A 24068-nucleotide genomic window follows, 5' to 3' on the forward strand; every position below is an offset into this window, starting at 1 on the left:
CCAAGAAAAATCTTAAAAACCCAATAATGACAGGACTGTCTGTTAAGCCGCTTGTCTTTGGGTTTTGTACCCTAAATAATAATTGAACTTTACAAGAACATCGCTCGCCCTGTCAGGGATGCCGCTGACGCCGTCCGTTATATCCGGCGCTGATTGCGGTGAATAAACGCATTATAAAAGGGATACTGTTTATTATGACCGTCCAGGATTATTTGCTTAAATTTCGTAAAATCAACTCACTTGAAAGTCTGGAAAAGCTTTTTGATCATCTGAATTACTCTCTGGATGATAATCACGAGATTATCAGCATGTATCGCGCCGCCGACCACCGCCGGGCCGAACTGGTCTCGGGTGGCCGTTTGTACAATATTGGGGAAGTGCCGAAATCCGTTTGGCGATACGTGCAATAAACTCTGTCCTCCCGGGCGCCAGTTGCTTTATACTTCTGCCCCTGCTTTTCTGCAGACAACTGGCGCTGATTTTCAGGAGAGGTCATGTCCGAAAAAACTGCTGAACGTATTGGTGGGTGGCTGCTGGCGCCTCTGGCCTGGCTACTGCTGGCGCTGTTAAGCGCGTCGCTGGCGGTTGTGCTCTATGCCAATGCGATTCTGACCCCACAGACATTTACCCTGTTGCGGCAGCAAAGCGCGGTCAATCTGGGGCTGTGGATCCTGTCCTGCCTGTTCGCGGCGGGAATGTGGTATTACACTCTGTGGCTGGCGATTGCGTTCTTTAAGCGCCGTCGGATGGTGCCGAAACATTATATTATCTGGTTGTTGATTTCGGTCCTGCTGGCCGTTAAAGGTTTTGCGTTTTCCCCTGTTTCAGACACCCTGGCGCTGCGCCAGCTGCTGTTTCCGCTGCTTGCGGCTGCCCTGATGGTGCCCTACTTTAAGCGCTCCACGCGGGTTAAACGCACCTTTGTTAACCCGTAATAACCGTACAGTTTCCCTGTTGTCGCCTGTTGCCGTTTAGCGGATAATAGGCGGCTTTGTATTTTTCAGGTCGAATAATGGCTGGCTATCATGGGGATGGGACTGGCGACCACGTTTGTGATGACGCTGGCGTCCGTGTGCGCCTGGCTTATCGATACCTGGATCCTGCTCCCACTTAATCTCGTTTATTTGCGGACGCTGGCCTTTATTCTGGTCATCGCCGTGGTGGTACAATTCACGGAAATGGTGGTGCGCAAGACCAGCCCGGCGCTCTATCGCTTGCTGGGGATTTTCCTGCCGCTGATTACCACCAACTGCGCTGTGCTGGGTGTGGCGCTGCTGAATATCAACCTTGGGCATAATTTCCTGCAATCTGCGCTGTATGGATTTTCAGCCGCCGTCGGCTTCTCGCTGGTGATGGTGCTGTTTGCCGCGATCCGCGAGCGTCTTGTCGCCGCGGACGTGCCTGCCCCGTTTCGCGGTAACGCTATTGCGCTGATTACCGCAGGATTAATGTCTCTGGCCTTTATGGGCTTTAGTGGTCTGGTGAAGTTGTAATGAATGCTGTCTGGATAGCCGTCGCTGCGATCAGCCTGTTAGGGCTGATTTTCGGCGTCATTCTGGGATATGCCTCGCGTCGCTTTGCGGTTGAGGATGATCCTGTTGTGGAAAAAATTGAAGAAATTTTGCCACAAAGTCAGTGTGGTCAGTGCGGATACCCGGGATGCCGCCCCTACGCCGAAGCCGTAGGGATTCAGGGAGAGAAGATCAACCGCTGTGCGCCTGGTGGCGAAGCGGTGATGCTGAAAATAGCTGCCCTGCTGAACGTTGAACCCCAACCGATTGATGGCGATGAACAGGCCCTTGAGCCGGTCCGCATGCTGGCGGTGATAGATGAAAACAATTGTATCGGGTGCACCAAGTGTATTCAGGCTTGCCCGGTTGACGCCATTGTGGGCGCCACGCGAGCCATGCATACCGTGATGAGCTCCCTTTGTACTGGCTGCAATCTTTGTGTCGATCCTTGCCCGACGCGCTGCATTGAGCTGCGTCCCGTCGAGACCACGACAGAGAGCTGGAAATGGAATCTCCAGACCATTCCGGTACAGATTATTCCAGTGGAACAACATGCTTAAGTTATTTTCCGCTTTCCGAAAAGAGCGAATCTGGGATTTCAACGGCGGTATCCATCCCCCCGAAATGAAAACCCAGTCCAATGGGACGCCACTGCGACAGGTTCCCCTGGCGCAGCGTTTTGTCATTCCCCTGAAACAACATATCGGCGCTGAAGGTGAGCTATGCGTCAGTGTTGGCGATCGCGTACTACGCGGTCAGCCCCTCACCCGCGGCTGGGGCCGTATGCTGCCAGTGCACGCGCCGACGTCCGGTACCGTTGTGGCCATTGCGCCGCACTCCACCGCGCACCCGTCAGCGCTGGCCGAACTGAGTGTGATCATTGACGCCGACGGCGAAGACCGCTGGATCGAGCGTGACGGCTGGCACGACTACCAGAATAAGTCCCGTGAAGCGCTGATTACGCGTATCCATCAGTTTGGCGTTGCCGGGTTAGGTGGCGCAGGCTTTCCGACCGGCAACAAACTGCAGGGCGGCGGCGATAAAATCCAGACGCTGATCATTAACGCTGCGGAATGCGAACCGTACATCACCGCCGATGACCGTCTGATGCAGGACTGCGCAGCGCAAATCATCGACGGCGTACGCATTCTTGCGCATATCCTGCAGCCACGTGAAGTTCTGATTGGCATCGAAGACAACAAACCGCAGGCCATTTCGATGATGCGCGCGGTGCTGGCGGGCGCACACGACATCAGCCTGCGTGTGATCCCAACCAAATACCCCTCAGGCGGTGCGAAACAACTCACGCAGATCCTGACCGGCAAACAGGTGCCGCATGGCGGCCGCTCTTCAGACATTGGCGTGCTGATGCAGAACGTCGGTACTGCCTATGCCGTTAAGCGTGCCGTGATTGACGGTGAACCGCTGACCGAACGCGTGGTCACGCTTACCGGTGAAGCGGTCTCCCGCCCGGGTAACGTCTGGGCGCGCCTCGGCACGCCGGTGCGTCACTTGCTCGAGAACGCCGGTTTTTGCGCCAGCAGCGAACAGATGGTGATCATGGGCGGGCCGCTGATGGGCTTTACCCTGCCGTGGCTTGACGTGCCGGTCGTGAAAATCACTAACTGCCTGCTGGCACCGTCCACAACAGAAATGGGNNAAAAGCTGTATTCGCTGCAGCGCCTGTGCCGACGCCTGCCCGGCCGATCTGCTGCCGCAACAGTTGTACTGGTTCAGCAAAGGCCAGCAGCATGATAAAGCCACTGCGCACCATCTTTCTGACTGCATCGAATGCGGCGCCTGCGCGTGGGTCTGCCCGAGCAACATTCCGCTGGTGCAATATTTCCGTCAGGAAAAAGCGGAAATTCGCGCCATTGCCGATGAAGAAAAACGCGCCGCGGAAGCCAAAGCNCCGCACTCGCCCGCGTACGCGAGAAAAAACAGCAGGCGACAGACACCCTGGTGATCAAAGCGGGAACACAACCGGACAACAGCGAGGTCATCGCCGCCCGCGAAGCGCGTAAAGCGCAGGCTCGTGCACGTCAGGCAGAAAAACTGCAGGACGACGCGGCCGCCGATCCNCGGTTGATCCGCGCAAAGCCGCCGTTGAAGCCGCTATCGCCCGTGCCAAAGCGCGTAAAGCGGAGCAGTCAGCCCCTGAGCCTACCCCCGCCGCTGACAGCGAAGATCCCCGCAAAGCCGCCATCGCCGCTGCGATTGCGCGCGCGCAGGCAAAGAAAGCTGCTCAAAAAGTCGTGAACGAGGAATAAATGGTTTTCAGAATCGCAAGCTCCCCTTATACCCATAACCAGCGCCAGACATCGCGCATTATGATGCTGGTGCTGCTGGCGACCCTTCCAGGGATCGCCGTGCAGAGCTGGTTTTTCGGCTGGGGAACGCTGATACAAATCCTCATCGCGGGCGCGACCGCCCTCGCCACCGAAGCCGCCGTGCTGCGTTTGCGTAAGCAAAATATTCGCGCGACGCTCTCCGATAACGCCGCCCTGCTGACCGGCGTGCTGCTGGCCATCAGTATTCCGCCGTTCGCCCCGTGGTGGATGGTGGTGCTGGGCACCGCCTTTGCGGTGATCATCGCCAAACAGCTGTACGGCGGACTGGGACACAACCCGTTTAACCCGGCGATGATTGGCTACGTGGTGTTGCTGATCTCGTTCCCGGTGCAGATGACTTCATGGCTGGGGNCGTCCGGGCATGATATGAACAGCCTGCGGATGGGCATTGACGGCATCAGCCAGGCTACGCCGCTCGACAACTTTAAAACCTCACTGCGTGCCGGACACAGCGTTGAACAGGTCATGCAGATGCCAATTTATGGTGGCGCGCTGGCGGGTATTGGCTGGCAGTGGGTGAACATCGCGTATCTGGCGGGCGGCCTGCTGCTGCTGTGGAAGAAAACCATTCGCTGGCATATCCCGGTCAGTTTTCTGCTGAGCCTTGCCGTCTGTTCTACGTTGGGCTGGCTGTTTGCCCCGGAAACGCTCGCCGCGCCGCAGATGCATTTACTGTCCGGCGCGACGATGCTCGGCGCGTTCTTTATTCTCACCGATCCGGTCACCGCCTCAACGACCGATCGCGGTCGGCTGATTTTCGGCGCGCTGGCCGGTCTGCTGGTCTGGCTGATCCGCAGTTATGGCGGCTATCCTGATGGCGTGGCGTTTGCCACCCTGCTGGCGAACATTACTGTTCCGCTGATCGATTACTACACGCGTCCGCGCGTTTACGGACACCGTTGAGGAACCCTGATGCTTAAGACAATGCAAAAACACGGTCTTATTCTGGCGCTGTTTGCCGCAGGTTCAACGGGGCTGACGGCGGCAATCAATCAGTTGACCAAAGGCACCATTGACGAACAGGCGGCGCAGCAGCAAAAACAGCTGTTTGATCAGGTGCTGCCTGCTGAATGGTATGACAACGATCTGCAAAAGAGCTGCTATCAAGTGACCGCACCGGAACTGGGCAAAGGCGCGCATCGGCTTTATATTGCCCGTAAAGGCGACCAGCCTGTCGCGGCAGTGATTGAAGCGACGGCGCCAGATGGCTATTCCGGCGCAATCCAGCTGCTGGTTGGCGCGGATTTCAAAGGCACCATAACAGGCACCCGGGTGACGGAACACCATGAAACGCCAGGTCTGGGCGATAAAATAGAACTGCGCCTGTCCGACTGGATCACCCATTTCACGGGTAAAACCATTCATAGCGAGAATGACAGCCACTGGGCGGTAAAGAAAGACGGCGGTGACTTCGACCAGTTTACCGGTGCTACCATCACCCCTCGCGCGGTCGTCAATGCCGTTAAACGTGCCGGACTGTATGCGCAGACGCTGCCGGCGCAACTTCCTGAACTGACCGCCTGTGGAGAATAAGACCATGAGCGAAATTAAAGAAGTTATCGTCCAGGGGCTGTGGAAAAACAACTCCTCGCTGGTTCAGCTGCTGGGCCTGTGCCCTCTGCTGGCCGTCACCTCAACAGCGACCAACGCCCTGGGGTTAGGACTTGCCACCACGCTGGTGCTGACGCTGACCAATCTGTTTGTCTCCCTGTTGCGTCGCTGGACGCCGCCGGAAATCCGCATTCCCATTTATGTGATGATTATCGCCTCGGTGGTAAGCGCGGTGCAGATGCTGATCAACGCGTACGCCTATGGTCTGTATCAGTCGCTGGGGATCTTCATTCCGCTGATTGTCACCAACTGTATCGTGGTGGGCCGCGCCGAAGCGTTTGCGGCGAAGAAAGGCCCGGCACTGTCGGCGCTTGATGGTTTTTCTATCGGCATGGGCGCTACCTGCGCGATGTTTGTCCTCGGCTCGCTGCGTGAAATCATTGGTAACGGAACGCTGTTTGACGGCGCAGACGGTTTGTTGGGCAACTGGGCAAAAGTGCTGCGCATGGAAGTCTTCCATACCGATTCACCGTTCCTGCTGGCAATGCTGCCGCCCGGCGCATTTATTGGCCTCGGCATGCTGCTGGCGCTGAAATACCTGATTGACGAACGTTCTAAGCAGCGTCAGGCGAAACGTGACGCAATTGTTACAGCCACATCGACAGATGCCACAGGGAAGGCCTGATGAACAAAGCGAAACGCCTGGAAATTCTCGCCAGGCTGCGGGAAAACAATCCCCACCCGACCACCGAGCTGAATTTCAGTTCGCCGTTTGAGTTGCTGATCGCGGTGCTGCTTTCCGCCCAGGCTACTGACGTCAGCGTCAACAAAGCCACGGCGAAGCTCTATCCGGTGGCGAACACCCCGCAGGCAATGCTGGAGCTCGGCGTTGACGGCGTGAAGTCGTACATCAAAACCATCGGTCTTTTTAACAGCAAGGCCGAAAACGTGATCAAAACCTGCCGGATTCTGCTGGAACAGCATGGCGGTCAGGTGCCAGAAGACATAGCGGCGCTGGAAGCCCTGCCGGGCGTCGGGCGTAAAACCGCTAACGTGGTACTGAACACCGCGTTTGGCTGGCCGACTATCGCCGTGGATACCCATATTTTCCGCGTCTGTAACCGCACGCAGTTTGCGCCAGGTAAGAACGTCGAACAGGTGGAAGAGAAGCTGCTGAAAGTGGTTCCTGCTGACTACAAAGTGGATTGCCACCACTGGCTGATCCTTCACGGCCGCTATACCTGCATCGCCCGTAAGCCCCGCTGCGGCTCCTGTATTATTGAAGATCTGTGTGAATACAAAGAGAAAACCGACCTCTGACAATCCCCTTGCGGGCAGCCTCAGCGGTACCCGCATCGTTTATTCCCCTTAACCCCTCGTTTCCTGCCAGGTTTTCCACAAATTACCGACGCTTTCGCTGCCTGTTAAACGCCCAGTCAGGTTAATCGTTTTTTTCTCAGTAAAAATTTCTATATAAGTGTGAAGTTGATCACCTGCGTAACACGGTGTTAATTTTATGTTGCGCAAAAGCCGCGAAATTGCTGGTTTACCAACTGGTTTTCATTTTGATACCGGACGATTCACCAGCATCATTTAAGAATCCAGGCCATACCACTGCTTTTTCGCCTGAATAGCAGGAGATATCGCCATTACCCCAATCTGTGCCGCTTGCCGCAGTGGAAAAAACCATCAAAGCAGAAACCGTGAAATTTAACGCTAAATAACATTTAGATGACCGGACGATTATACCACTCCGCTTATGTGTAACAGAGTATTACAAACCTCTTGCCTGGCAGGGCAGGATAGTGAACATTACCCCGCGTTTCCCCTCCAAATATAACAATAAGGCGGGTGCGATTTTCAGCATCACGCCCAGAACTTCCCCATTAATATGGGACGTAAAAAAAGAGGTATATGTGTCAACTGCAAACAATAAACCAGCAGAAAGCGTCAGCCTGAATGCTTTCAAACAACCGAAAGCGTTCTATCTCATATTTTCTATCGAATTATGGGAACGTTTTGGTTACTACGGCCTGCAAGGGATCATGGCCGTTTACCTGGTTAAACAACTGGGTATGTCTGAAGCGGATTCAATTACGTTGTTCTCTTCCTTTAGCGCACTGGTTTACGGTCTTGTGGCGATCGGCGGCTGGCTGGGCGATAAAGTTCTGGGTACCAAACGCGTTATTATGCTGGGTGCTATTGTCCTGGCGATTGGTTATGCGCTGGTCGCGTGGTCGGGTCACGACGCCGCGATCGTTTACATGGGGATGGCGACCATCGCCGTCGGTAACGGCCTGTTCAAAGCCAACCCGTCTTCCCTGCTCTCTACCTGCTACGCGAAAGATGACCCGCGTCTGGACGGTGCATTCACCATGTACTACATGTCCGTGAACATCGGTTCCTTCTTCTCTATGCTGGCAACCCCGTGGCTGGCCGCGAAATACGGCTGGAGCGTGGCATTCGCCCTGAGCGTGGTCGGTATGCTGATCACCGTGGTGAACTTCGCGTTCTGCCAGAAGTGGGTGAAACAATACGGTTCCAAACCTGATTTCGAGCCGGTACATATGGGCAAATTGCTGGCGACTATCGTGGGCGTGGTGATTCTCGCCGCTATCGCGACCTGGCTGCTGCATAACCAGGGCGTTGCACGTGCTGTTCTGGGTGTGGTTGCGCTGGGTATCGTCTGCATCTTCGGTAAAGAAGCTTTTTCCATGCAGGGCGCGGCTCGCCGTAAAATGATCGTGGCCTTCATCCTGATGCTGGAAGCGATTATCTTCTTCGTGCTGTACAGCCAGATGCCGACCTCTCTGAACTTCTTCGCGATTCGTAACGTCGAACATTCTATTCTGGGTATCGCGTTTGAGCCGGAACAGTATCAGGCGCTGAACCCGTTCTGGATCATGATTGGCAGCCCGATTCTGGCGGCCATTTACAACAAGATGGGCGACCGTCTGCCGATGCCGCACAAGTTCGCTATCGGGATGATCCTCTGCTCTGGCGCGTTCCTGGTACTGCCGCTGGGCACCAAATTCGCGACCGACGCCGGTATCGTCTCCGTAAACTGGCTGATCCTGAGCTATGCGCTGCAGTCCATCGGTGAACTGATGATCTCCGGTCTGGGTCTGGCGATGGTGGCACAGTTGGTTCCTCAGCGTCTGATGGGCTTCATCATGGGTAGCTGGTTCCTGACTACCGCTGGCGCTGCGATTATCGCAGGTAAAATCGCCAACCTGATGGCCGTACCGGAAAACGTAACCGATCCGCTGATGTCGCTGGACGTGTATGGCCGCGTCTTCCTGCAGATTGGTATTGCGACCGCTGTGATTGCTGTGCTGATGATGCTCACCGCGCCGAAGCTTAACCGCATGACGCAGGATGATGACAAAGCCGCAAAAGCGAGCGAAACCGCGACCGCGTAATGTCATCGGGAAACGAATAAAATTAAGCCGCTAACCCTGTGTTAGCGGCTTTTTTTTTATCCTGAGGGGCACTAACATAATGCAAACCGCTGCCAAAAGGAGTTACCCATGAAATTGTTTTACAAACCCGGTGCGTGTTCCCTCGCATCACACATCGTGTTGCGTGAGAGCGGCCTGGACTTCACGCTGGAGCGCGTGGACCTGGCGCAGAAGCTACTGGAAAACGGCGATAACTATCTGAAGGTAAACCCCAAGGGCCAGGTACCGGCACTGCTGCTCGACGACGAGACGCTGCTGACGGAAGGCGTGGCGATTATGCAATATATTGCCGATCGCGTGCCAGACCGTCAGTTGCTGGCAGCGACGGACACCCTTAAGCGTTACAAAACGCTGGAGTGGCTGAACTACGTGGCGACCGAGCTGCATAAAGGCTTTACCCCACTGTTCCGCCCGGACACCCCGGAAGAGTACAAACCAACCGTCCGCGCGCTGCTGGAGAAGAAAATCGCCTGGGTTGATGAGGGGTTAAACGATCAGGAGTGGATCAACGGTCACCGTTTCACCATCGCGGACGCGTATCTGTTTACCGTGCTGCGCTGGGGTTTTGCGGTGAAATTACAGATTTCAGGCCTGAAGAATATCGAAGCCTACATGGCGCGCATGGCGGCTCGTCCATCGGTGTCGGCGGCGCTGGCGGCGGAAGGGTTGAAATAACGGTGCTGTCTTTTTTGCCGGGTGGCACTGCGCCACCCGGCATGCTTTAAAACTGTGTTGCGCTGAATACATGTTCCGGTTTAGCAATCGCATCCTGCGCCGCAACCACCTGCAATTCATACTCATCCATGTGTTTCGTCGCGATCATGATTTCATAGACCGCCGCTGTCACGTGCTCTAGCGCCTCACGCAGCGTGGCGCCCTGTAGCAGTTTCACCAGCAGCAGACCGCTGGTCACGTCCCCAACGCCTACCGGCTGGCGCGAGCCGAAATCCACCAGCGGANCGGGTCACCAGCAGCATTTCAAAACGATCCTGGCTCATTCCTGCGCGGGCGAGGTGTTTCACCAGCACAATCTCCGGCCCCTGGGCAATCAGTTCGCGGGCGGCGTCAACGGCGCTTTCGACGTTGTGGACCTCATGACCACAGAGGATCTCCAGCTCAATCAGATTCGGCGCAATAATATCGCTCGCCGGCATCGCGTGTCTGACGTGAAACTCCGCCACGCCGGGTGCGACGATACAGCCTTTTTCCGGGTGCCCCATCACCGGATCGCAAAAGTATTTCGCTTTTGGGTTCGCGGCTTTTACCTGGCGGACAATACCGAGGATATGCTCGCCCTGCTCCGCCGAGCCCAGATAGCCGCTCAATACCGCGTCGCAGCGCTGCAGCTGATCGATATCGGCAATGCCCTGAACGATTTCGGTCAGGTGCGACGGCGGCATGACGCAGCCGGTCCATTTGCCGTATTGCGTATGGTTGGAAAACTGAACGGTGTTGAGTGGCCAGACGTTAGCGCCAAGACGGCGCATCGGAAATTCAGCGGCACTGTTGCCCGCATGGCCAAAAACGACGTGGGACTGGATAGCGAGGATGTTCTTCATTGTTGTTATTACCTGAACGACAAAAAATAAGGGCGTGGTTTCCCACGCCCCTGACGGTTACCCGATTACTTCCAGCAGATCAGACAGTAGTTCTTTTTACCGCGACGCAGTAAGGTGTAGCGCCCGAACAGACGGTCGCTGTCGGCAAAGGTGTATTCCGGATCGGCCTGTTTTTCGCCATTGATAGTGACGGCATTAGAGGCGACGGTTTTACGCGCCTGCCCACGCGACGGCTGCAATTCGGAATCCACCAGCGCCTGCAGCAGGTCGGCATCTTTAGTCATTTCGACCATCGGTACGCCATCCTGCGCCAGCTGTTCGAAATCGGCTTCGCTGAGATCGCTCAGCGTGCCGTTAAACAGGCTCCCGGTGATGCGTTTCGCTGCCGCAAGACCTTCTTCACCATGCACCAGACGGGTGACTTCGTCCGCCAGCACATACTGGGCACGCGGCGCTTTGCCGCTGTTTTTGTCTTCTTCTTCGAGGGCATTGATGGTTTCAATGTCCATAAAGGTGAAGAACTTGAGGAAGCGGTAAACGTCCGCATCGGCGGTGTTGATCCAGAACTGGTAGAACTTGTACGGGCTGGTTTTCTTCGGATCCAGCCAGACCGCGCCGCCTTCGGTTTTGCCGAACTTAGTGCCGTCCGCTTTGGTGATCAGCGGAACGGTCAGACCGAACACCTGGTTCTGATGCAGACGACGGGTTAAATCGATACCGGAGGTGATGTTGCCCCACTGGTCGGAACCGCCAATCTGCAGCACGACGTTATGCAGTTTGTTCAGGCAGGCGAAATCATAACCCTGCAACAGGTTGTACGAGAACTCGGTGAAGGAAATCCCGACATCGTCGCGATTCAGACGCTGTTTCACCGCTTCTTTGTTGATCATCTGGTTAACGGAAAAGTGCTTGCCGATATCACGCAGGAAGGTCAGCACGTTCATGTTGCCAAACCAGTCATAGTTGTTGGCAGCGATCGCAGAGTTACTACCGCAATCGAAATCAAGGAACGGCGCCACCTGCTTACGGATTTTATCGACCCACTCCTGAACGGTATCTTCGGTGTTCAGCTTGCGCTCAACCGCTTTGAAGCTCGGGTCGCCAATCAGCCCCGTCGCACCGCCTACCAGCGCGACCGGCTTGTGACCCGCCTGCTGGAAGCGTTTCAGGCATAACAATGGAACAAGATGCCCCAAATGCAAGCTGTCAGCGGTAGGATCGAAGCCGCAATAGAGCGCGATCGGGCCTTGCGCCAGTCGCTCTGCTAACGCTTCCTCGTCCGTCACCTGAGCCACCAGGCCCCGCTCTTGCAATTGTTTAATCAAGTTACTGCTTGCCATCAAATTCTCCATGTATAAACGGACTGCACCTCTGCCGGTACACGACTCTTCGTCAGATACGAAAGTTTCATAGAATAAAGCGCCAGCCCTTCTTGTGCCAGCGCTTAACGCAACATTTTTAGGGTTTATGGCGCCAGGCGATCGATTTTCCAGGCGTTGTCATCACGCTGATATAAAAAACGATCGTGCAGGCGGTGCTCGCCTCCCTGCCAGAACTCCATTTGTTCGATGCTGACGCGGAATCCGCCCCAGAAACTCGGCAGTGGAATGTCGCCCTGCTGAAACTTTTGCTTCAGTTCGAGGAACTTGCTTTCGAGGATGCCGCGCGCAGAAATGCGGCTCGACTGTTTAGAAACCCAGGCGCCAATCTGGCTGTCGCGCGGGCGGCTGTGGAAGTATTTCACCACTTCCAGCGTGGAGAGTTTTTCGGCTTTACCGATGACCATCACCTGGCGTTCCAGCATATGCCAGGGAAACAGCAGGCTGATACGCGGGTTCTGTTCAAGCTGATGCGCCTTGCGGCTGCCCAGGTTGGTGTAAAACACCAGCCCTTTCTCATCATAATGTTTGAGCAGGACGATACGTTGATAAGGCTGACCATGTTCATCCACAGTCGCCACGACCATTGCCGTTGGATCGGCAAGTTTCGCGTCGCAGGCCTGGCGTAACCAGCGTTCAAATAGAGGTAACGGTTCTTCCGGAAGATCGCGGCGGCGGAGGCCGCCACGGGGGNAGTTCGTCATTATCAGACATGGCGTTCTAAATCGTAGACTTTGGGTGGCGTTATTGTGCGCTCCCCGCCTGAAAATCTCAACGCTGCGGATTTTGTAACTGGCAGTTATTCAGGACAATACGGTCACGTTTGTAGACGGTTGCCGAATCCCCTTTCGACCAGAATACGTAGACGCCGTCGGTATACCGCGCGCCGGAAGCGGAAAGCCCCTGCTTCAGCGTACGCGGCTGGTTGTCATAGATAAAGCTGACTTCCTCGCGGGTGTTATTGAGCTTCACGGTGAGCGGTTTTTCGTCGCACTGGTATTCCAGTTTGTCGGTCTGCATACGTTCCACAAACTGGTTATAGTAGCTACAGCCCGCAAGCATGAAGGGAATGATGGCAATCAGTTGTTTTTTCATGGGTAATCCTGATGACTATCCTGGTCCTGGAGGGCAAAGCCCTCCGCGAAGAAGTCCATTTTAACCGCAGCGACATCATCAGGATTTCAGTTAACTCTGATTCTTACGCGGGTTCGCCGGATAAATCGCCCCCAGCACGGAGGCCTCCGCCGCCCCAGTGACCGACGGCAGATTGCCCGGCAATCCGGCGAGCGTGCGCCAGGCAAGCCAGGCGAAGGCCAGCGCTTCCATATCATCGCCGCTGATGCCCGCCTCATCAGTCGTAGTGACCTCGGTGCCCGGTAGCATGCCCGCCAGTCGCGCCATCAGCAGCGGATTACGGCTGGCCCCCCCGCCNNGGCGCCGGTAAGGCAAACCACGAATCGCTCAGCATCTCCTGCAGCAACGGCAGAATGACCTTGCCGCTGCTCGCCCATTCGGCGTCTTTATCATAGGGTTTACCACGCTGACGCCAGATCCAGGCATCCATCAGCATATTGCCCGGCCCGGTGTCGTAACCACGCACCGGCTGACCGGGGATCAGTAAGGAAAGGTTCGCGATGCCGCCAATGTTGAGCACCATACGACGCTCGACCGGGTGGGCCAGCAACGCGTTATGAAATGCCGGCACCAGTGGCGCGCCCTGCCCGCCAAGCGCCATATCGCGACGGCGAAAATCGCCAACCACCGTGACGCCGGTGCGAGCCACAATCTGGTTGTTATCGCCGATTTGCATAGTATGCGCCGCCGGGCCGACGGGCTCATGCCAGACTGTCTGTCCGTGGCAGCCGATGGCGACGATANNGCCGTTCCTGGCTCATCAGCGCCAGCACTGCATCCGCAAACAGACGCCCTAACTGAACGTCGAGCCGTCCCAGTTGCGAAAGCGTCAGTTGCTGTCCCTGGCAAATGCCCAGTACCGCTTCTTTCAGCGGCGTGGGGATCGGATAAGTCAGACTGGCCTGCTGCGCGACCATCGTTTCATCAATAGCGGCAAGCACGACATCCACGCCATCAAGGCTGGTGCCTGACATTACGCCAATAAAGCGACCCGATTTCATATGCCTTCCTTAGTAAGGTATTGAGAGTTCACACTCCACCATAAAGCGTTTCGCATTGCTACGACGCAATAATAGATTTTAACAATCCCTCGCAGAATAACACGACCGCGCCGTGTTCCATTTTTTCGCAGGCACAGTATCCGCGCTCGTTTAACTTTGGTTAAATGTGGTTTCTGTATTATTTTTGGATTCTGCCGACAGAACAGATGCCCTGCTGCGCGCAAATACCATATAATTGCATGATGACGGATGCTCGAATGAGCGTTACATGGTGAACAGGAGATTCATAAATGATGTTACGTATTTTAGCCGTTTCTATGGTGGGTTTATCACTGGCTGGTTGTGTCAGCAGCAGTGGCCTGTCCGGAGACGTGTATACCGCATCCGAGGCAAAACAGGTTCAGAACGTGACCTACGGCACTATCGTCCACGTTCGTCCGGTTCAGATTCAGGGCGGCAATGACACCAACGCCATCGGTGCCATCGGCGGTGCTGTGCTGGGGGGTTTCCTGGGTAATACCATCGGCGGCGGCACAGGTCGTTCGCTGGCGACGGCGGCAGGCGCTGTCGCGGGTGGTGTTGCAGGCCAGGGCGTTCAGGGTGCAATGAACAAAACCCAGGGCGTGGAACTGGAAATTCGCAAGGATGACGGCAACACCATCATGGTGGTGCAGAAACAGGGTGATACCCGCTTCTCTGCCGGTCAGCGCGTCGCAATGGCCAGCAATGGCAGCCAGGTGACCGTTTCTCCGCGTTAATTATTGTGGGCGTGGCGCGCCATGCGCCACGCTTTTCCCCGCGTTACTTCAACTGACACACGCTCACGATCGCTTAATCTTTCAAACATATTATTACCATAAAAATCGCCTTCAGAATTTTCGCACCGACATTATTTGTCCGGGCGCAATATTTTCCGATTAATAAAACGATAAACTCTCTTTAACGCGGAAAGGGAATCCGCACCATTTGGGCTGTATATTGCAGTCTGTTGACGTTGAGAAGTTTATTATGCCTGACTCTATGCGGCGCTTTGCACGCCACTCATTTCTTTTTATTACCATTTGTATTACCACCATTTTTCTTTTTTCCTGGCTTTCAATGTGGGCTATTCATGAGGCACCAGGAATTGGCACCGTCGTGTTTCCGACGATGACTATATTCTTGTTAGTATTTCATGCAATCATCGCAGGCTTCATGCTTATGAAGTATATCTGCGAAAAACATCGGCTGTATCTGATGCCCATTGCCTGCGCCTTCGCAGGCTCCGCGCTGCTGATGCTCGGCACGCTCAGCAGCTATCCGCAGTGGTATCTGTGCGATGCGGGTCGGTTAATTAATTACAATGACGCCATTATTTTTTACTTTTTTCGTAACATCATGATGGCGGTATTATTTGTTATTGCCGTCGTTTTGTATCATTTTCGTAAGCATGACATGCATGTACGAAGCATACATGCATGGATATTAACTGCCATTGGTATATTCATGGCATCAATGATTTTATTATCATGGTTATACTCCAGCAAACATCCATTACTGAACGTCCATTTCATTGATAACCTGACTTATACCTTCACACCGCTGTGGCGTGGGATGACGGGCTGGTTCCTTATTGCTCTGTGGTGTATCACCCTGATAATATTATTAACCGTTTCCCGGTTACGGAATATATTCTGGTACAGCGGCGGCTTTTTTTGTGTCTGTTATATTGTGACATTGTGGGACCGCCGCTCACACGATAAATATCTGGACTCTTATCAGAACTCGATTCGTGACCCGCTGACCCGGCTCTATAACCGCCGCTATTTTTACGACACGCTGACACAGCAACTGTCTCGCACCACCCTTGCCCACCCGCTATCGGTCATCGTCAGCGATCTCGACCGCTTTAAGCGCATCAATGATCAGTACGGTCATTTGCAGGGCGATAAGGTGATCCAGTTTGTTTCCAGGGTGCTGCAAAACGCAGTACGTGAAGAGGATGTCGCGGCGAGAGTCGGCGGCGAAGAGTTTGCCCTGCTGCTGACCAATACCTCCGCGACGGAAGCGTATAACGTGGCAGAACGCATCCGCCAGGCCATTTGCCAGCAGGATCCAAAGCGTAGCGACGGACAACTGCCTGAACCAATCACCATCAGTATGGGGGTGTTTACCGCCACGGAACATGATCTGTCCGCCGAAGCGTGCGTGCAGCGCGCTGATCAGGCAATGTACGCGGCTAAAGAGGCCGGACGTAACCGCGTGATGGTCTGGCAATGAGCCCAAAAAGAAAGGCCTTGCGGATGCAAGGCCTTTTATTCAGGGTACGGCATAATTCAGTCTCTTGCCTGCAGCTCGAGAATATTTTGCTCAATACGTGAAATCAGATTGAGCAGCATGTTCAGTTCATCCGCAGTCACCCCCGAAAGGATTTCACCGCGGGTTTTCCTGATCACCGCTTCCATCTCTTCAATCAGCGGCTCAGCTTTCTCAGTGAGCTTAATGCGCTTAGCACGACGATCGCTTGCACATGTCTGGCGAGAGATGAGTCCTTTCTCCTCCAGTTGGTCAAGCGTTCTCACCAGTGACGGTTGCTCGATGCCAATCGCTTTAGCCAGTTGAATTTGCGACTGCTCAGGGGGAAGCTGATGAATGTTGTGCAGCGTCACCCAATGCGTTTGCGTCAATTCCAGAGGTTTCAGGCGATGGTCAATCAGAGCACGCCAGATGCGCACTAACCGGGCCAGATCAGAACCTAATGGCGATTCCAATTTCATCTCCTTATAATTAGCTTGCTAAGTTATTATACTGATTTTAAGATAGTGTGCAGCATTTAACATACCAAAACAATGTATTGCCTTCTTAACGCAAACCAAAGCAATGATTTATACTCAGAATAGTTATAAATGCGCTTTGCCGATGTGGATCTCACAATTGGCCGATCACTACGCCCAAGCAAAGGATTTTTGCTCGTGATGTCAATTCTCAACGCGTCAGGGTTGCCCCTTCAGGATCTGGTGGTTGGCGCTTCTATCTACTTTCCCCCGCTGTTCAGAGCTGTCCTGTTGGGCTTTCTGATCTGGCTTATCGCCCATCGCCAGTTACGCGACTGGATGTACGCGGGCGACATCTGGCATCCCATGCTGATGGATCTTTCTCTCTTCGCGCTGTCCGTGTGTCTGGCGCTGGTACTTATTGTGTCGTGGTGATGCCTGCAAATGAAAAAACTGAAATATTTCTCGACCTTACTCATCGCCGCCATCGCCCTCGTGATCGTCTGGCTGGTGTGGAATTATTACATGCAGTCGCCCTGGACGCGCGACGGTAAAGTGCGCGCCGAACAGGTCAGCATCACGCCGCAAGTCTCAGGAAGCATTCAGGCAATCAATGTAAAAGATAACCAGCTGGTGAAAGCCGGTGACGTGCTGTTTCGCATTGACGACACGCCGTATCACATTGCGGTGCTGAACGCGCAGGCAGAGCTGGCGAAAGCACAGACCGATCTGGTGAAAGCCTCCCATGAAGCCACCCGCCGCCGCAACCTGCCGCAAAACTACATTTCTGCGGAAGATCTTGATACCGCAAACGTCACAGTGAAAGCCGCCAAAGCGTCCGTCGATGCGGCCCAGGCCTCGCTGGAGCACGCCCGCTGGCAGCTGGCGCAGACGATAGTCAAAGCGCCGGTAGACGGCTGGGTAACCAACCTTTCCACTCGCGTGGGCAGCTATGCCACGGAAGGACAGCCAGTGTTTGCGCTGGTCGACAGCCATTCGTTTTACGTGATTGGCTATTTCGAAGAGACGAAGCTGCGGCACATCCGCGCCGGAGACAGCGCAGAAATCATCCTCTACAGTAACAATCAAACGTTACGCGGTCACGTTTCCAGTATCGGGCGAGCCATCTACGACCAGAGCGTGGAGAGCGACAGCGGCCTGGTGGCTGACATCAAGCCCAATATTCCGTGGGTGCGGCTGGCGCAGCGTGTCCCGGTACGCATTGAATTTGACAAGCTTCCGCCGGATATCACGCTGGTGTCCGGCACCACCTGCACCGTTGCGGTCGGCAGCGCTGAATGACCTTCTTTGCCCTGACATGGCGATCACTGCCGTGGGTTAAGGCCTCGCGTCCGCAGTGGCGATATGCCCTGCGTAACGGCATCGCCATCTGTCTGGCGCTCAGCATCGCCTATTACCTCAATCTCGACGAGCCGTACTGGGCGATGACCTCGGCGGCGGGGGTCAGTTTTCCTNNGGGCCTGCGCGATGTTCACCAACAACGTCGCCTATGCGTTCCAGCTGGCCGGTTATACCTGCGCGATCATCGCTTTTCCGGTCATTAACGTGGTGGATCCGACCGAACTGTGGGATATCGCCCAGGCGCGCGTCTGCGAGGTGATTGTCGGGATCTTGTGCGGCGGCACGATGATGATGATCATGCCCAGCACTTCCGACGGCACCGCGCTGCTGACGGCGCTGAAAAACATGCATTCCCGACTGCTGGAGCACGCCAGCCTGCTCTGGCAACCTGACACCACTGACGCCATCCGTTTCGCTCACGAAAGTATTATTAGCCAGATCCTGACCACCAACCTGCTGCGCATTCAGGCGTTCTGGAGCCACTATCGTTTTCGCCGCCAGAACAGCCTGCTCAACTACCTGCTACACCAGCAGTTGCGACTGATCAGCGTGATTTCCAGCCTGCGCCGGATACTGTTGAACTGGCCCAGCCCACCGGACAACGTGCGCCCGGTAATAGAAGCGTTGCTGCTGGAGCTTGCCAGGCCGGGCAGCGATGTTTACAGCGTGGCCCGCATCATCGCGCCACTGGTGCCCAGCGATCCGCAGGATTATCGCCACCATGCCTTCTGGCACCGGCTGCGCTATTTCTGCCGTCTGTACCTGAAAAACAGCGCCTGGCTGAACCGGCTGGAAAACGCCACCGCCATCACCGAATTTGATGTCCCGCAGGCGCCAGCACTGGCACGACATACCGATCACGCGGAAGCGTTGTGGAACGGTATTCGAACCTTCTGCGCGCTGGTGGCGGTTGGCGCGTGGAGTATCAACACTCAGTGGGATTCCGGCGGTGCGGCCCTGACGCTGGCCTCTATCTGTTGCGTACTCTATTCCGTGTCGCCGTCACCCTTCAACTCGCTGACACTGCTGATGCGTACGCTGATCCTGCTGTCGCTGTTCAGCTTTATGGTTAAATTCGGCCTGATGGTGCAGATCACTCAACTGTGGCAATTCCTGCTGTTTCTTTTTCCACTGATCACCACCATGCAGTTGCTTAAGCTGCAGATGCCAAAACTGGCAGGCTTGTGGGGGCAGCTGATTGTCTTTATGGGCTCATTTATCGCGGTAACGAATCCGCCGGTGTACGATTTCGGCGAGTTCCTCAATGACAACCTGGCGAAGATTCTGGGCGTGGGGCTGGCATGGACGGCCTTTGCCATCCTGCGGCCAGGTTCAGATGCGCGCAAAAGCCGTCGGCATATTCATGCGTTACGGCGTCACTTTGTCGATCAACTCAGTCGTCGCCCTGCCCATTCAGAACATGAATTTGAGTCGCTGGTTTATCATCACATCAGCCAGTTAAGTAACAGCAAAGATGCGCTGGCGCGCCGCTGGCTGCTGCGCTGGGGCGTGGTGTTGCTCAACTGCTCGCATGTGGTCTGGCAGCTACGCGAGTGGGAAGCGCGTTCCGATCCGCTGTCGCAGGTGCGGGATCTCTGCATTACGCTGTTGCGGGATGTGATGAGCGAGCGCGGGGTACAGCATCGTCCACTGGCCTCGTCGCTTCAGGAACTGCAACGGATTTGTGATGTGCTGGCGAAACACCACCAGCCTGCGGCGAGGGAACTGGCATCGCTGATCTGGCGGCTGCACTGCTCACTTTCACAGCTTGAACAGGCACCACCGGACGGGGCCATTGCGGAGTGACCGTCGCCCCTCCGCAACGGGTAACACGATTACGGCACGTCGTAACCTAACGCGGCTTTACGGATGGGCAGACGCATCACCCACGCATATACCACCTGTTCAATACTTCCTGCATTAAGTTCCTGCGCGATGGTCGTCAGTTCATCACGCAACGGCTGGAACGCCATATCGTTGAACAGACGACCGCCGCCGAGGCAGGACCCCGCCCTCNTGAACCGGTGAAATCTCCACCTGGTTGGTCGCCAGCGTAAACGGCAGGCGTGACTGCAGCAGCGTGAGCTGCGCGGGGGTAAAGTTGGAAACGCCGAAATGGCGCACTTTGCCGCTCTGGTGCAACGTCAGGAAGGCTTCCGCGACCTCGTCGGCATCCATCAGCGGATCGGGGCGATGGATTAACAACAGATCGAGCGCATCGATGGCCAGATTTTTCAGCGATTGTTCGGCGCTGCGCACGATGTGGTCGCGATCGGTAATGTAGTGACCAATGGCGTTTTCCGCCCGCGCGGTGGTAGCGATGCCGCATTTACTGACGATTTCCATCCGCTGGCGCAGATGCGGCGCCAGCTTCAGCGCGTCACCAAAGGCCGCTTCGCACTGGTAGCCGCCGTAAATATCGGCATGATCGACGGTGGGGNCTGACCAGCTGGCGCGGAGACATATTCCAGTCCATCAGCCGCCAGTATCCCATCACGAAACGGGAAAATTCCGGCCCTTGCGGTGCCAGGGTAATTCGCTGAACCATAACAGCTTCCTCAATAAAGACCTGCGGAGAGTATACGCAAAATTATCACTAAAACAGTGAAGGCTGCTCAGGATCTTCAGGAGGAACGGCTTTGGTTGCACGTAATTTGCGCAGCAAACGCTGACGGCAGAGGCGGATCACCTCCTGCTTCTGGGCGTCGCTCAGTGTTTGCCAGTGGAACCGCTCTTCACGACTGCGCATGCAGCCGCGGCAATAACCGCGCTCGTCTGACTGACAAATTCCCCGGCACGGACTTGGTACCGGAAAGAACTCCAGCTGTTCAGCCATGTCGGGCCCTCTGTTGGTTGATCATGCTTCTCATTGAAGACGCTTCATTCGCCTTGCGCAACCTTTATTCAAAAATTGCGCGCTCAAATTCGGCTTGCATTAGACCGATCGGTCTACTACATTAGCCACCATGAGCAGACATACTGATTGTGATACGCGCGAACACATCCTTGCCACCGGCGAGCAGCTTTGCATGCACCGCGGTTTTACCGGGATGGGGCTCACCGAGTTGCTAAAAACCGCCGACGTCCCGAAGGGATCGTTTTACCATTACTTCCGCTCAAAAGAAGCTTTTGGCGTGGCGATGCTGGAACGCTACTTTGAGGATTATCACCAGCGTCTGACGGCGCATTTCTCGCAGGGCGAAGGCAACTATCGCGATCGTTTGCTGGCGTACTACCAGCACACCCTGAATCAGTTTACTCAGCAAGGGATCATCAGCGGCTGTCTGACGGTCAAACTGACCGCCGAAGTGTGCGATCTCTCTGAGATAATGCGCGCTGAAATGAACAAAGGTGCCTGCCGGATCACCGCCCTGCTCGCACAGGCGCTGGACGATGGTCGCCGCGAAGGCAGCCTGACGTTTGACGGCGATGCCGCCGAACTGGCGCAGGTGCTCTACTCGCTATGGCTGGGCGCCAATTTACAGGCCAAGATGTCCCGTTGTGCTTCGGCGCTGGAAAGCGCGCTGGCGCACGTCAGAACCCTGATTGCCGCACCTGCTGTTTAACAGGTGCTTTAATTTACAACATCACTAGACGACCGGTCTACTCAGGAGTCATCATGTCACAACAGAAAGTGTTTACCCCGCTGAAAGTGGGCGCGATTACCGTTCCGAACCGCGTCTTTATGGCGCCGCTCACCCGCCTGCGCAGTATCGAGCCGGGCGATATTCCGACACCGTTAATGGGTGAATACTACCGTCAGCGCGCCAGCGCCGGGTTAATCATCTCCGAAGCCACGCAGATTTCCGCCCAGGCGAAAGGCTACGCGGGCGCGCCGGGGCTGCACAGCCCGGAGCAGATCGCGGCGTGGAAAAAAATCACCGACGGCGTGCACGCCGAAAACGGTCATATGGCCGTACAGCTGTGGCACACCGGCCGTATCTCCCACAACAGCATTCAGCCTGGCGGCAAAGCGCCGGTTGCGCCTTCCGCCATTAGTGCCGGTACGCGTACCTCGCTGCGTGATGAAAACGGCAATGCGATCCGCGTTGATACCTCCATGCCGCGTGCGCTGGAGCTGGACGAGATCCCGGGGATTGTGAACGACTTCCGTCAGGCCATCGCCAACGCCCGCGAAGCCGGTTTTGATATGGTCGAGCTGCACTCTGCACACGGTTATCTGCTGCACCAGTTCCTGTCACCGTCCTCTAACCACCGTACAGACCAGTACGGCGGCAGCGTGGAAAACCGTGCCCGCCTGGTGCTGGAAGTGGTGGATGCCGGTATTAAAGAATGGGGTGCCGACCGCATCGGCATTCGCGTGTCCCCGGTAGGCACCTTCCAGAACGTCGATAACGGTCCGAACGAAGAAGCTGACGCGCTGTATCTGATTGAGCAGCTCGGCAAACGCGGTATCGCCTATATGCACATGTCTGAACCAGACTGGGCCGGTGGTCAGCCGTACAGCGAGGAATTCCGTCGTAAAGTGCGTGAACGTTTCCACGGCCCGATTGTGGGCGCGGGCGCATACACCCTGGAAAAAGCCGACGATCTGCTCAACAAAGGGCTGATTGACGCCGTGGCGTTTGGTCGCGACTGGATTGCCAACCCGGATCTGGTCACCCGCCTGCAGCGCAAGGCGGAACTGAACCCGCAGCGCCCGGAAAGTTTCTACGGTGGCGGTGCCGAAGGCTACACTGATTACCCTACGCTGTAATCCCTTCATTGATAGCGGCGGCAATCCGCCGCTATACTAAAACATTGTTCTGAATGTATTGATATCAAATGATAAGGGGATCTTATGCGCTTACTTCACACCATGCTCCGTGTAGGCGACCTGCAGCGTTCCATTGACTTCTACACCAACGTCCTTGGCATGCAGCTGCTGCGTACCAGCGAAAACCCGGAGTATAAATACTCCCTCGCCTTCGTCGGCTACGGCCCGGAAAGCGATGAAGCGGTCATTGAGCTGACCTACAACTGGGGTGTGGACAAATACGACCTGGGCACCGCCTACGGTCATATCGCGCTGAGCGTGGATAACGCGGCGCAGGCCTGCGAACGCATCCGCAACAATGGCGGCAACGTCACCCGCGAAGCGGGCCCGGTCAAAGGCGGCACCACCGTCATCGCGTTTGTCGAAGATCCGGACGGCTACAAAATCGAGCTTATCGAAGAGAAAGATGCCGGCAAAGGTCTTGGTAACTGATCCCGCGTCTCCACGGGTGCTGCGGCACCCGTTCTTTTCTCCCCCGCTACAAAAATCAGGCAAAATTTGCCATAATGCGCGCTACTTTTTTTACGTCTAAGAGATTCTGATGTCCGACAACGCTCAACTTAATGGTCTGTGCGACCGTTTCCGTGGTTTTTACCCCGTGGTTATTGATGTGGAAACGGCCGGTTTTAACGCCAGTACGGATGCGCTGCTTGAAATCGCCGCCGTGACGTTAAAAATGGATGAGCATGGATGGTTGATGCCGGATAACACACTGCATTTCCACGTTGAGCCGTTCGAAGGGGCCAATCTTCAGCCCGAAGCGCTGGCCTTCAACGGTATCGACCCGACCAACCCGCTGCGCGGCGCGGTAAGCGAACACGATGCGCTGCACGCCATTTTCAAAGCAGTGCGCAAAGGCATTAAAGACAGCGGCTGTAACCGGGCGATCATGGTGGCGCACAACGCGACGTTCGACCACAGCTTTATGATGGCCGCCGCCGAACGCGCGTCGCTGAAGCGCAACCCGTTCCACCCGTTTGTCACCTTTGACACTGCGGCGCTGAGCGGGCTGGCGCTTGGTCAGACGGTGCTGTCGAAAGCCTGCGCCGCCGCCGGAATGGAATTTGACAGCGCGCAGGCGCACTCTGCCCTGTACGATACCGAGCAGACCGCCATTCTGTTTTGTGAAATCGTTAACCGCTGGAAGCGCCTGGGCGGCTGGCCGCTGGCCACCAACGCCGAATAACAGACATAAAAAAAGCGAACGCAGCGGTTCGCTTTTTTATTGC

Annotated in this window: 22 protein-coding genes and 6 pseudogenes; 20 read left to right on the forward strand and 8 right to left on the reverse strand. The window is 55.6% G+C overall.

Features of this window, described 5'->3' with window-relative positions:
- Positions 1 to 194 precede the first annotated feature (194 nt).
- The 11 genes and pseudogenes from ydgT (at position 195) to gstA (ending at position 9549) form a co-directional block, all read left to right on the forward strand.
- Positions 195 to 410, forward strand: coding sequence for a transcription modulator YdgT (ydgT, locus tag GM30_RS19805; protein ID WP_049850128.1), 216 nt, complete (start codon positions 195 to 197; stop codon positions 408 to 410).
- Between the two features lie 84 nt (positions 411 to 494).
- Positions 495 to 935, forward strand: a complete 441-nt coding sequence (locus GM30_RS19810; RefSeq protein WP_049850003.1) for a DUF2569 domain-containing protein — start codon at positions 495 to 497, stop codon at positions 933 to 935.
- A gap of 90 nt (positions 936 to 1025) precedes the next feature.
- Positions 1026 to 1493, forward strand: a pseudogene (gene rsxA, locus GM30_RS19815) (electron transport complex subunit RsxA); the annotation flags it as partial.
- The gene (gene rsxB / locus GM30_RS19820) at positions 1493 to 2071 is read left to right on the forward strand and encodes an electron transport complex subunit RsxB (protein ID WP_049850004.1); all 579 of its coding nucleotides are present in this window, start codon (positions 1493 to 1495) and stop codon (positions 2069 to 2071) included. The pseudogene rsxA and the gene rsxB, both read left to right, overlap by 1 nt.
- A pseudogene (rsxC, locus tag GM30_RS19825) lies at positions 2064 to 3781 on the forward strand (electron transport complex subunit RsxC). The gene rsxB and the pseudogene rsxC overlap by 8 nt, the downstream one beginning before the upstream one ends.
- Positions 3782 to 4765, forward strand: coding sequence for an electron transport complex subunit D (locus GM30_RS19830; RefSeq protein ID WP_049850005.1), 984 nt, complete (start codon positions 3782 to 3784; stop codon positions 4763 to 4765).
- A gap of 9 nt (positions 4766 to 4774) precedes the next feature.
- Positions 4775 to 5395 (forward strand): electron transport complex subunit RsxG, encoded by a 621-nt coding sequence (gene rsxG / locus GM30_RS19835; protein ID WP_049850006.1) that lies wholly within the window; start codon positions 4775 to 4777, stop codon positions 5393 to 5395.
- A 4-nt stretch (positions 5396 to 5399) separates the two neighbouring features.
- On the forward strand, positions 5400 to 6098 hold the full coding sequence (locus GM30_RS19840) for an electron transport complex subunit E (protein ID WP_049850007.1): 699 nt from the start codon (positions 5400 to 5402) through the stop codon (positions 6096 to 6098).
- Positions 6098 to 6733, forward strand: coding sequence for an endonuclease III (gene nth, locus GM30_RS19845; protein ID WP_049850008.1), 636 nt, complete (start codon positions 6098 to 6100; stop codon positions 6731 to 6733). Before GM30_RS19840 ends, nth begins: the two co-directional genes overlap by 1 nt.
- A gap of 596 nt (positions 6734 to 7329) precedes the next feature.
- Complete coding sequence (gene dtpA / locus GM30_RS19850) at positions 7330 to 8835, forward strand: dipeptide/tripeptide permease DtpA (protein ID WP_049850129.1); 1506 nt, start codon at positions 7330 to 7332, stop codon at positions 8833 to 8835.
- A 108-nt stretch (positions 8836 to 8943) separates the two neighbouring features.
- Positions 8944 to 9549: a glutathione transferase GstA gene (gstA, locus tag GM30_RS19855; RefSeq protein WP_049850009.1), complete on the forward strand. Its 606-nt coding sequence runs from the start codon at positions 8944 to 8946 to the stop codon at positions 9547 to 9549.
- A gap of 46 nt (positions 9550 to 9595) precedes the next feature.
- On the opposite strand, the pseudogene pdxY reads toward gstA, so the two are convergent.
- The 5 genes and pseudogenes from pdxY to GM30_RS19880 form a co-directional block, all read right to left on the reverse strand.
- A pseudogene (gene pdxY / locus GM30_RS19860) lies at positions 9596 to 10433 on the reverse strand (pyridoxal kinase PdxY).
- A gap of 65 nt (positions 10434 to 10498) precedes the next feature.
- Positions 10499 to 11773 carry a tyrosine--tRNA ligase gene (gene tyrS, locus GM30_RS19865; protein WP_049850010.1) on the reverse strand — a complete coding sequence of 425 codons (1275 nt, stop codon included), beginning with the start codon at positions 11771 to 11773 and terminating at the stop codon, positions 10499 to 10501.
- Positions 11774 to 11898: 125 nt separating this feature from the next.
- Positions 11899 to 12516, reverse strand: coding sequence for a pyridoxamine 5'-phosphate oxidase (pdxH, locus tag GM30_RS19870; RefSeq protein WP_049850011.1), 618 nt, complete (start codon positions 12514 to 12516; stop codon positions 11899 to 11901).
- 67 nt (positions 12517 to 12583) lie between these two features.
- A complete protein-coding gene (gene mliC / locus GM30_RS19875; RefSeq protein ID WP_049850012.1) occupies positions 12584 to 12907 on the reverse strand; it encodes a C-type lysozyme inhibitor in 324 nt (107 codons plus the stop codon).
- 90 nt (positions 12908 to 12997) lie between these two features.
- Positions 12998 to 13947, reverse strand: a pseudogene (locus GM30_RS19880) (anhydro-N-acetylmuramic acid kinase).
- A 290-nt stretch (positions 13948 to 14237) separates the two neighbouring features.
- Between GM30_RS19880 and slyB the strand changes: the two are divergent.
- Together slyB and GM30_RS19890 are read left to right on the forward strand one after the other, a co-directional pair.
- Complete coding sequence (gene slyB / locus GM30_RS19885; RefSeq protein ID WP_038153976.1) at positions 14238 to 14705, forward strand: outer membrane lipoprotein SlyB; 468 nt, start codon at positions 14238 to 14240, stop codon at positions 14703 to 14705.
- Positions 14706 to 14955: 250 nt separating this feature from the next.
- Complete coding sequence (locus GM30_RS19890; RefSeq protein ID WP_049850013.1) at positions 14956 to 16206, forward strand: sensor domain-containing diguanylate cyclase; 1251 nt, start codon at positions 14956 to 14958, stop codon at positions 16204 to 16206.
- Between the two features lie 56 nt (positions 16207 to 16262).
- Here the strand turns inward: GM30_RS19890 and slyA are convergent, their stop codons facing one another.
- On the reverse strand, positions 16263 to 16703 hold the full coding sequence (slyA, locus tag GM30_RS19895) for a transcriptional regulator SlyA (protein WP_049850014.1): 441 nt from the start codon (positions 16701 to 16703) through the stop codon (positions 16263 to 16265).
- A gap of 198 nt (positions 16704 to 16901) precedes the next feature.
- On the opposite strand from slyA, the gene GM30_RS19900 reads away from it, so the two are divergent.
- The 3 genes and pseudogenes from GM30_RS19900 (at position 16902) to GM30_RS19910 (ending at position 19868) form a co-directional block, all read left to right on the forward strand.
- Entirely contained in the window at positions 16902 to 17135 is a 234-nt protein-coding gene (locus GM30_RS19900; RefSeq protein WP_049850015.1) for a DUF1656 domain-containing protein, read from the forward strand.
- A 9-nt stretch (positions 17136 to 17144) separates the two neighbouring features.
- Positions 17145 to 18002: an efflux RND transporter periplasmic adaptor subunit gene (locus tag GM30_RS19905; RefSeq protein ID WP_049850016.1), complete on the forward strand. Its 858-nt coding sequence runs from the start codon at positions 17145 to 17147 to the stop codon at positions 18000 to 18002.
- A pseudogene (locus GM30_RS19910) lies at positions 17999 to 19868 on the forward strand (FUSC family protein). The gene GM30_RS19905 and the pseudogene GM30_RS19910 overlap by 4 nt, the downstream one beginning before the upstream one ends.
- A 29-nt stretch (positions 19869 to 19897) precedes the next feature.
- On the opposite strand, the pseudogene GM30_RS19915 reads toward GM30_RS19910, so the two are convergent.
- Together GM30_RS19915 and GM30_RS19920 are read right to left on the reverse strand one after the other, a co-directional pair.
- Positions 19898 to 20610 (reverse strand): annotated as a pseudogene (locus GM30_RS19915) (aldo/keto reductase).
- Between the two features lie 48 nt (positions 20611 to 20658).
- Positions 20659 to 20898, reverse strand: a complete 240-nt coding sequence (locus GM30_RS19920) for a DUF1289 domain-containing protein (protein ID WP_049850017.1) — start codon at positions 20896 to 20898, stop codon at positions 20659 to 20661.
- A gap of 130 nt (positions 20899 to 21028) precedes the next feature.
- Here GM30_RS19920 and GM30_RS19925 point away from each other — a divergent pair, with 130 nt between their 5' ends.
- The 4 genes from GM30_RS19925 (at position 21029) to rnt (ending at position 24025) form a co-directional block, all read left to right on the forward strand.
- Positions 21029 to 21628 (forward strand): TetR/AcrR family transcriptional regulator, encoded by a 600-nt coding sequence (locus GM30_RS19925; protein ID WP_049850018.1) that lies wholly within the window; start codon positions 21029 to 21031, stop codon positions 21626 to 21628.
- A gap of 53 nt (positions 21629 to 21681) precedes the next feature.
- Positions 21682 to 22779: an alkene reductase gene (gene nemA / locus GM30_RS19930; protein ID WP_049850019.1), complete on the forward strand. Its 1098-nt coding sequence runs from the start codon at positions 21682 to 21684 to the stop codon at positions 22777 to 22779.
- Positions 22780 to 22863: 84 nt separating this feature from the next.
- Entirely contained in the window at positions 22864 to 23271 is a 408-nt protein-coding gene (gene gloA, locus GM30_RS19935; protein WP_049850020.1) for a lactoylglutathione lyase, read from the forward strand.
- Between the two features lie 109 nt (positions 23272 to 23380).
- Complete coding sequence (gene rnt / locus GM30_RS19940) at positions 23381 to 24025, forward strand: ribonuclease T (protein ID WP_049850021.1); 645 nt, start codon at positions 23381 to 23383, stop codon at positions 24023 to 24025.
- Positions 24026 to 24068: the final 43 nt, after the last annotated feature.

The organism is Trabulsiella odontotermitis, assembly GCF_001188485.1.
Classification (GTDB): domain Bacteria; phylum Pseudomonadota; class Gammaproteobacteria; order Enterobacterales; family Enterobacteriaceae; genus Trabulsiella; species Trabulsiella odontotermitis_A.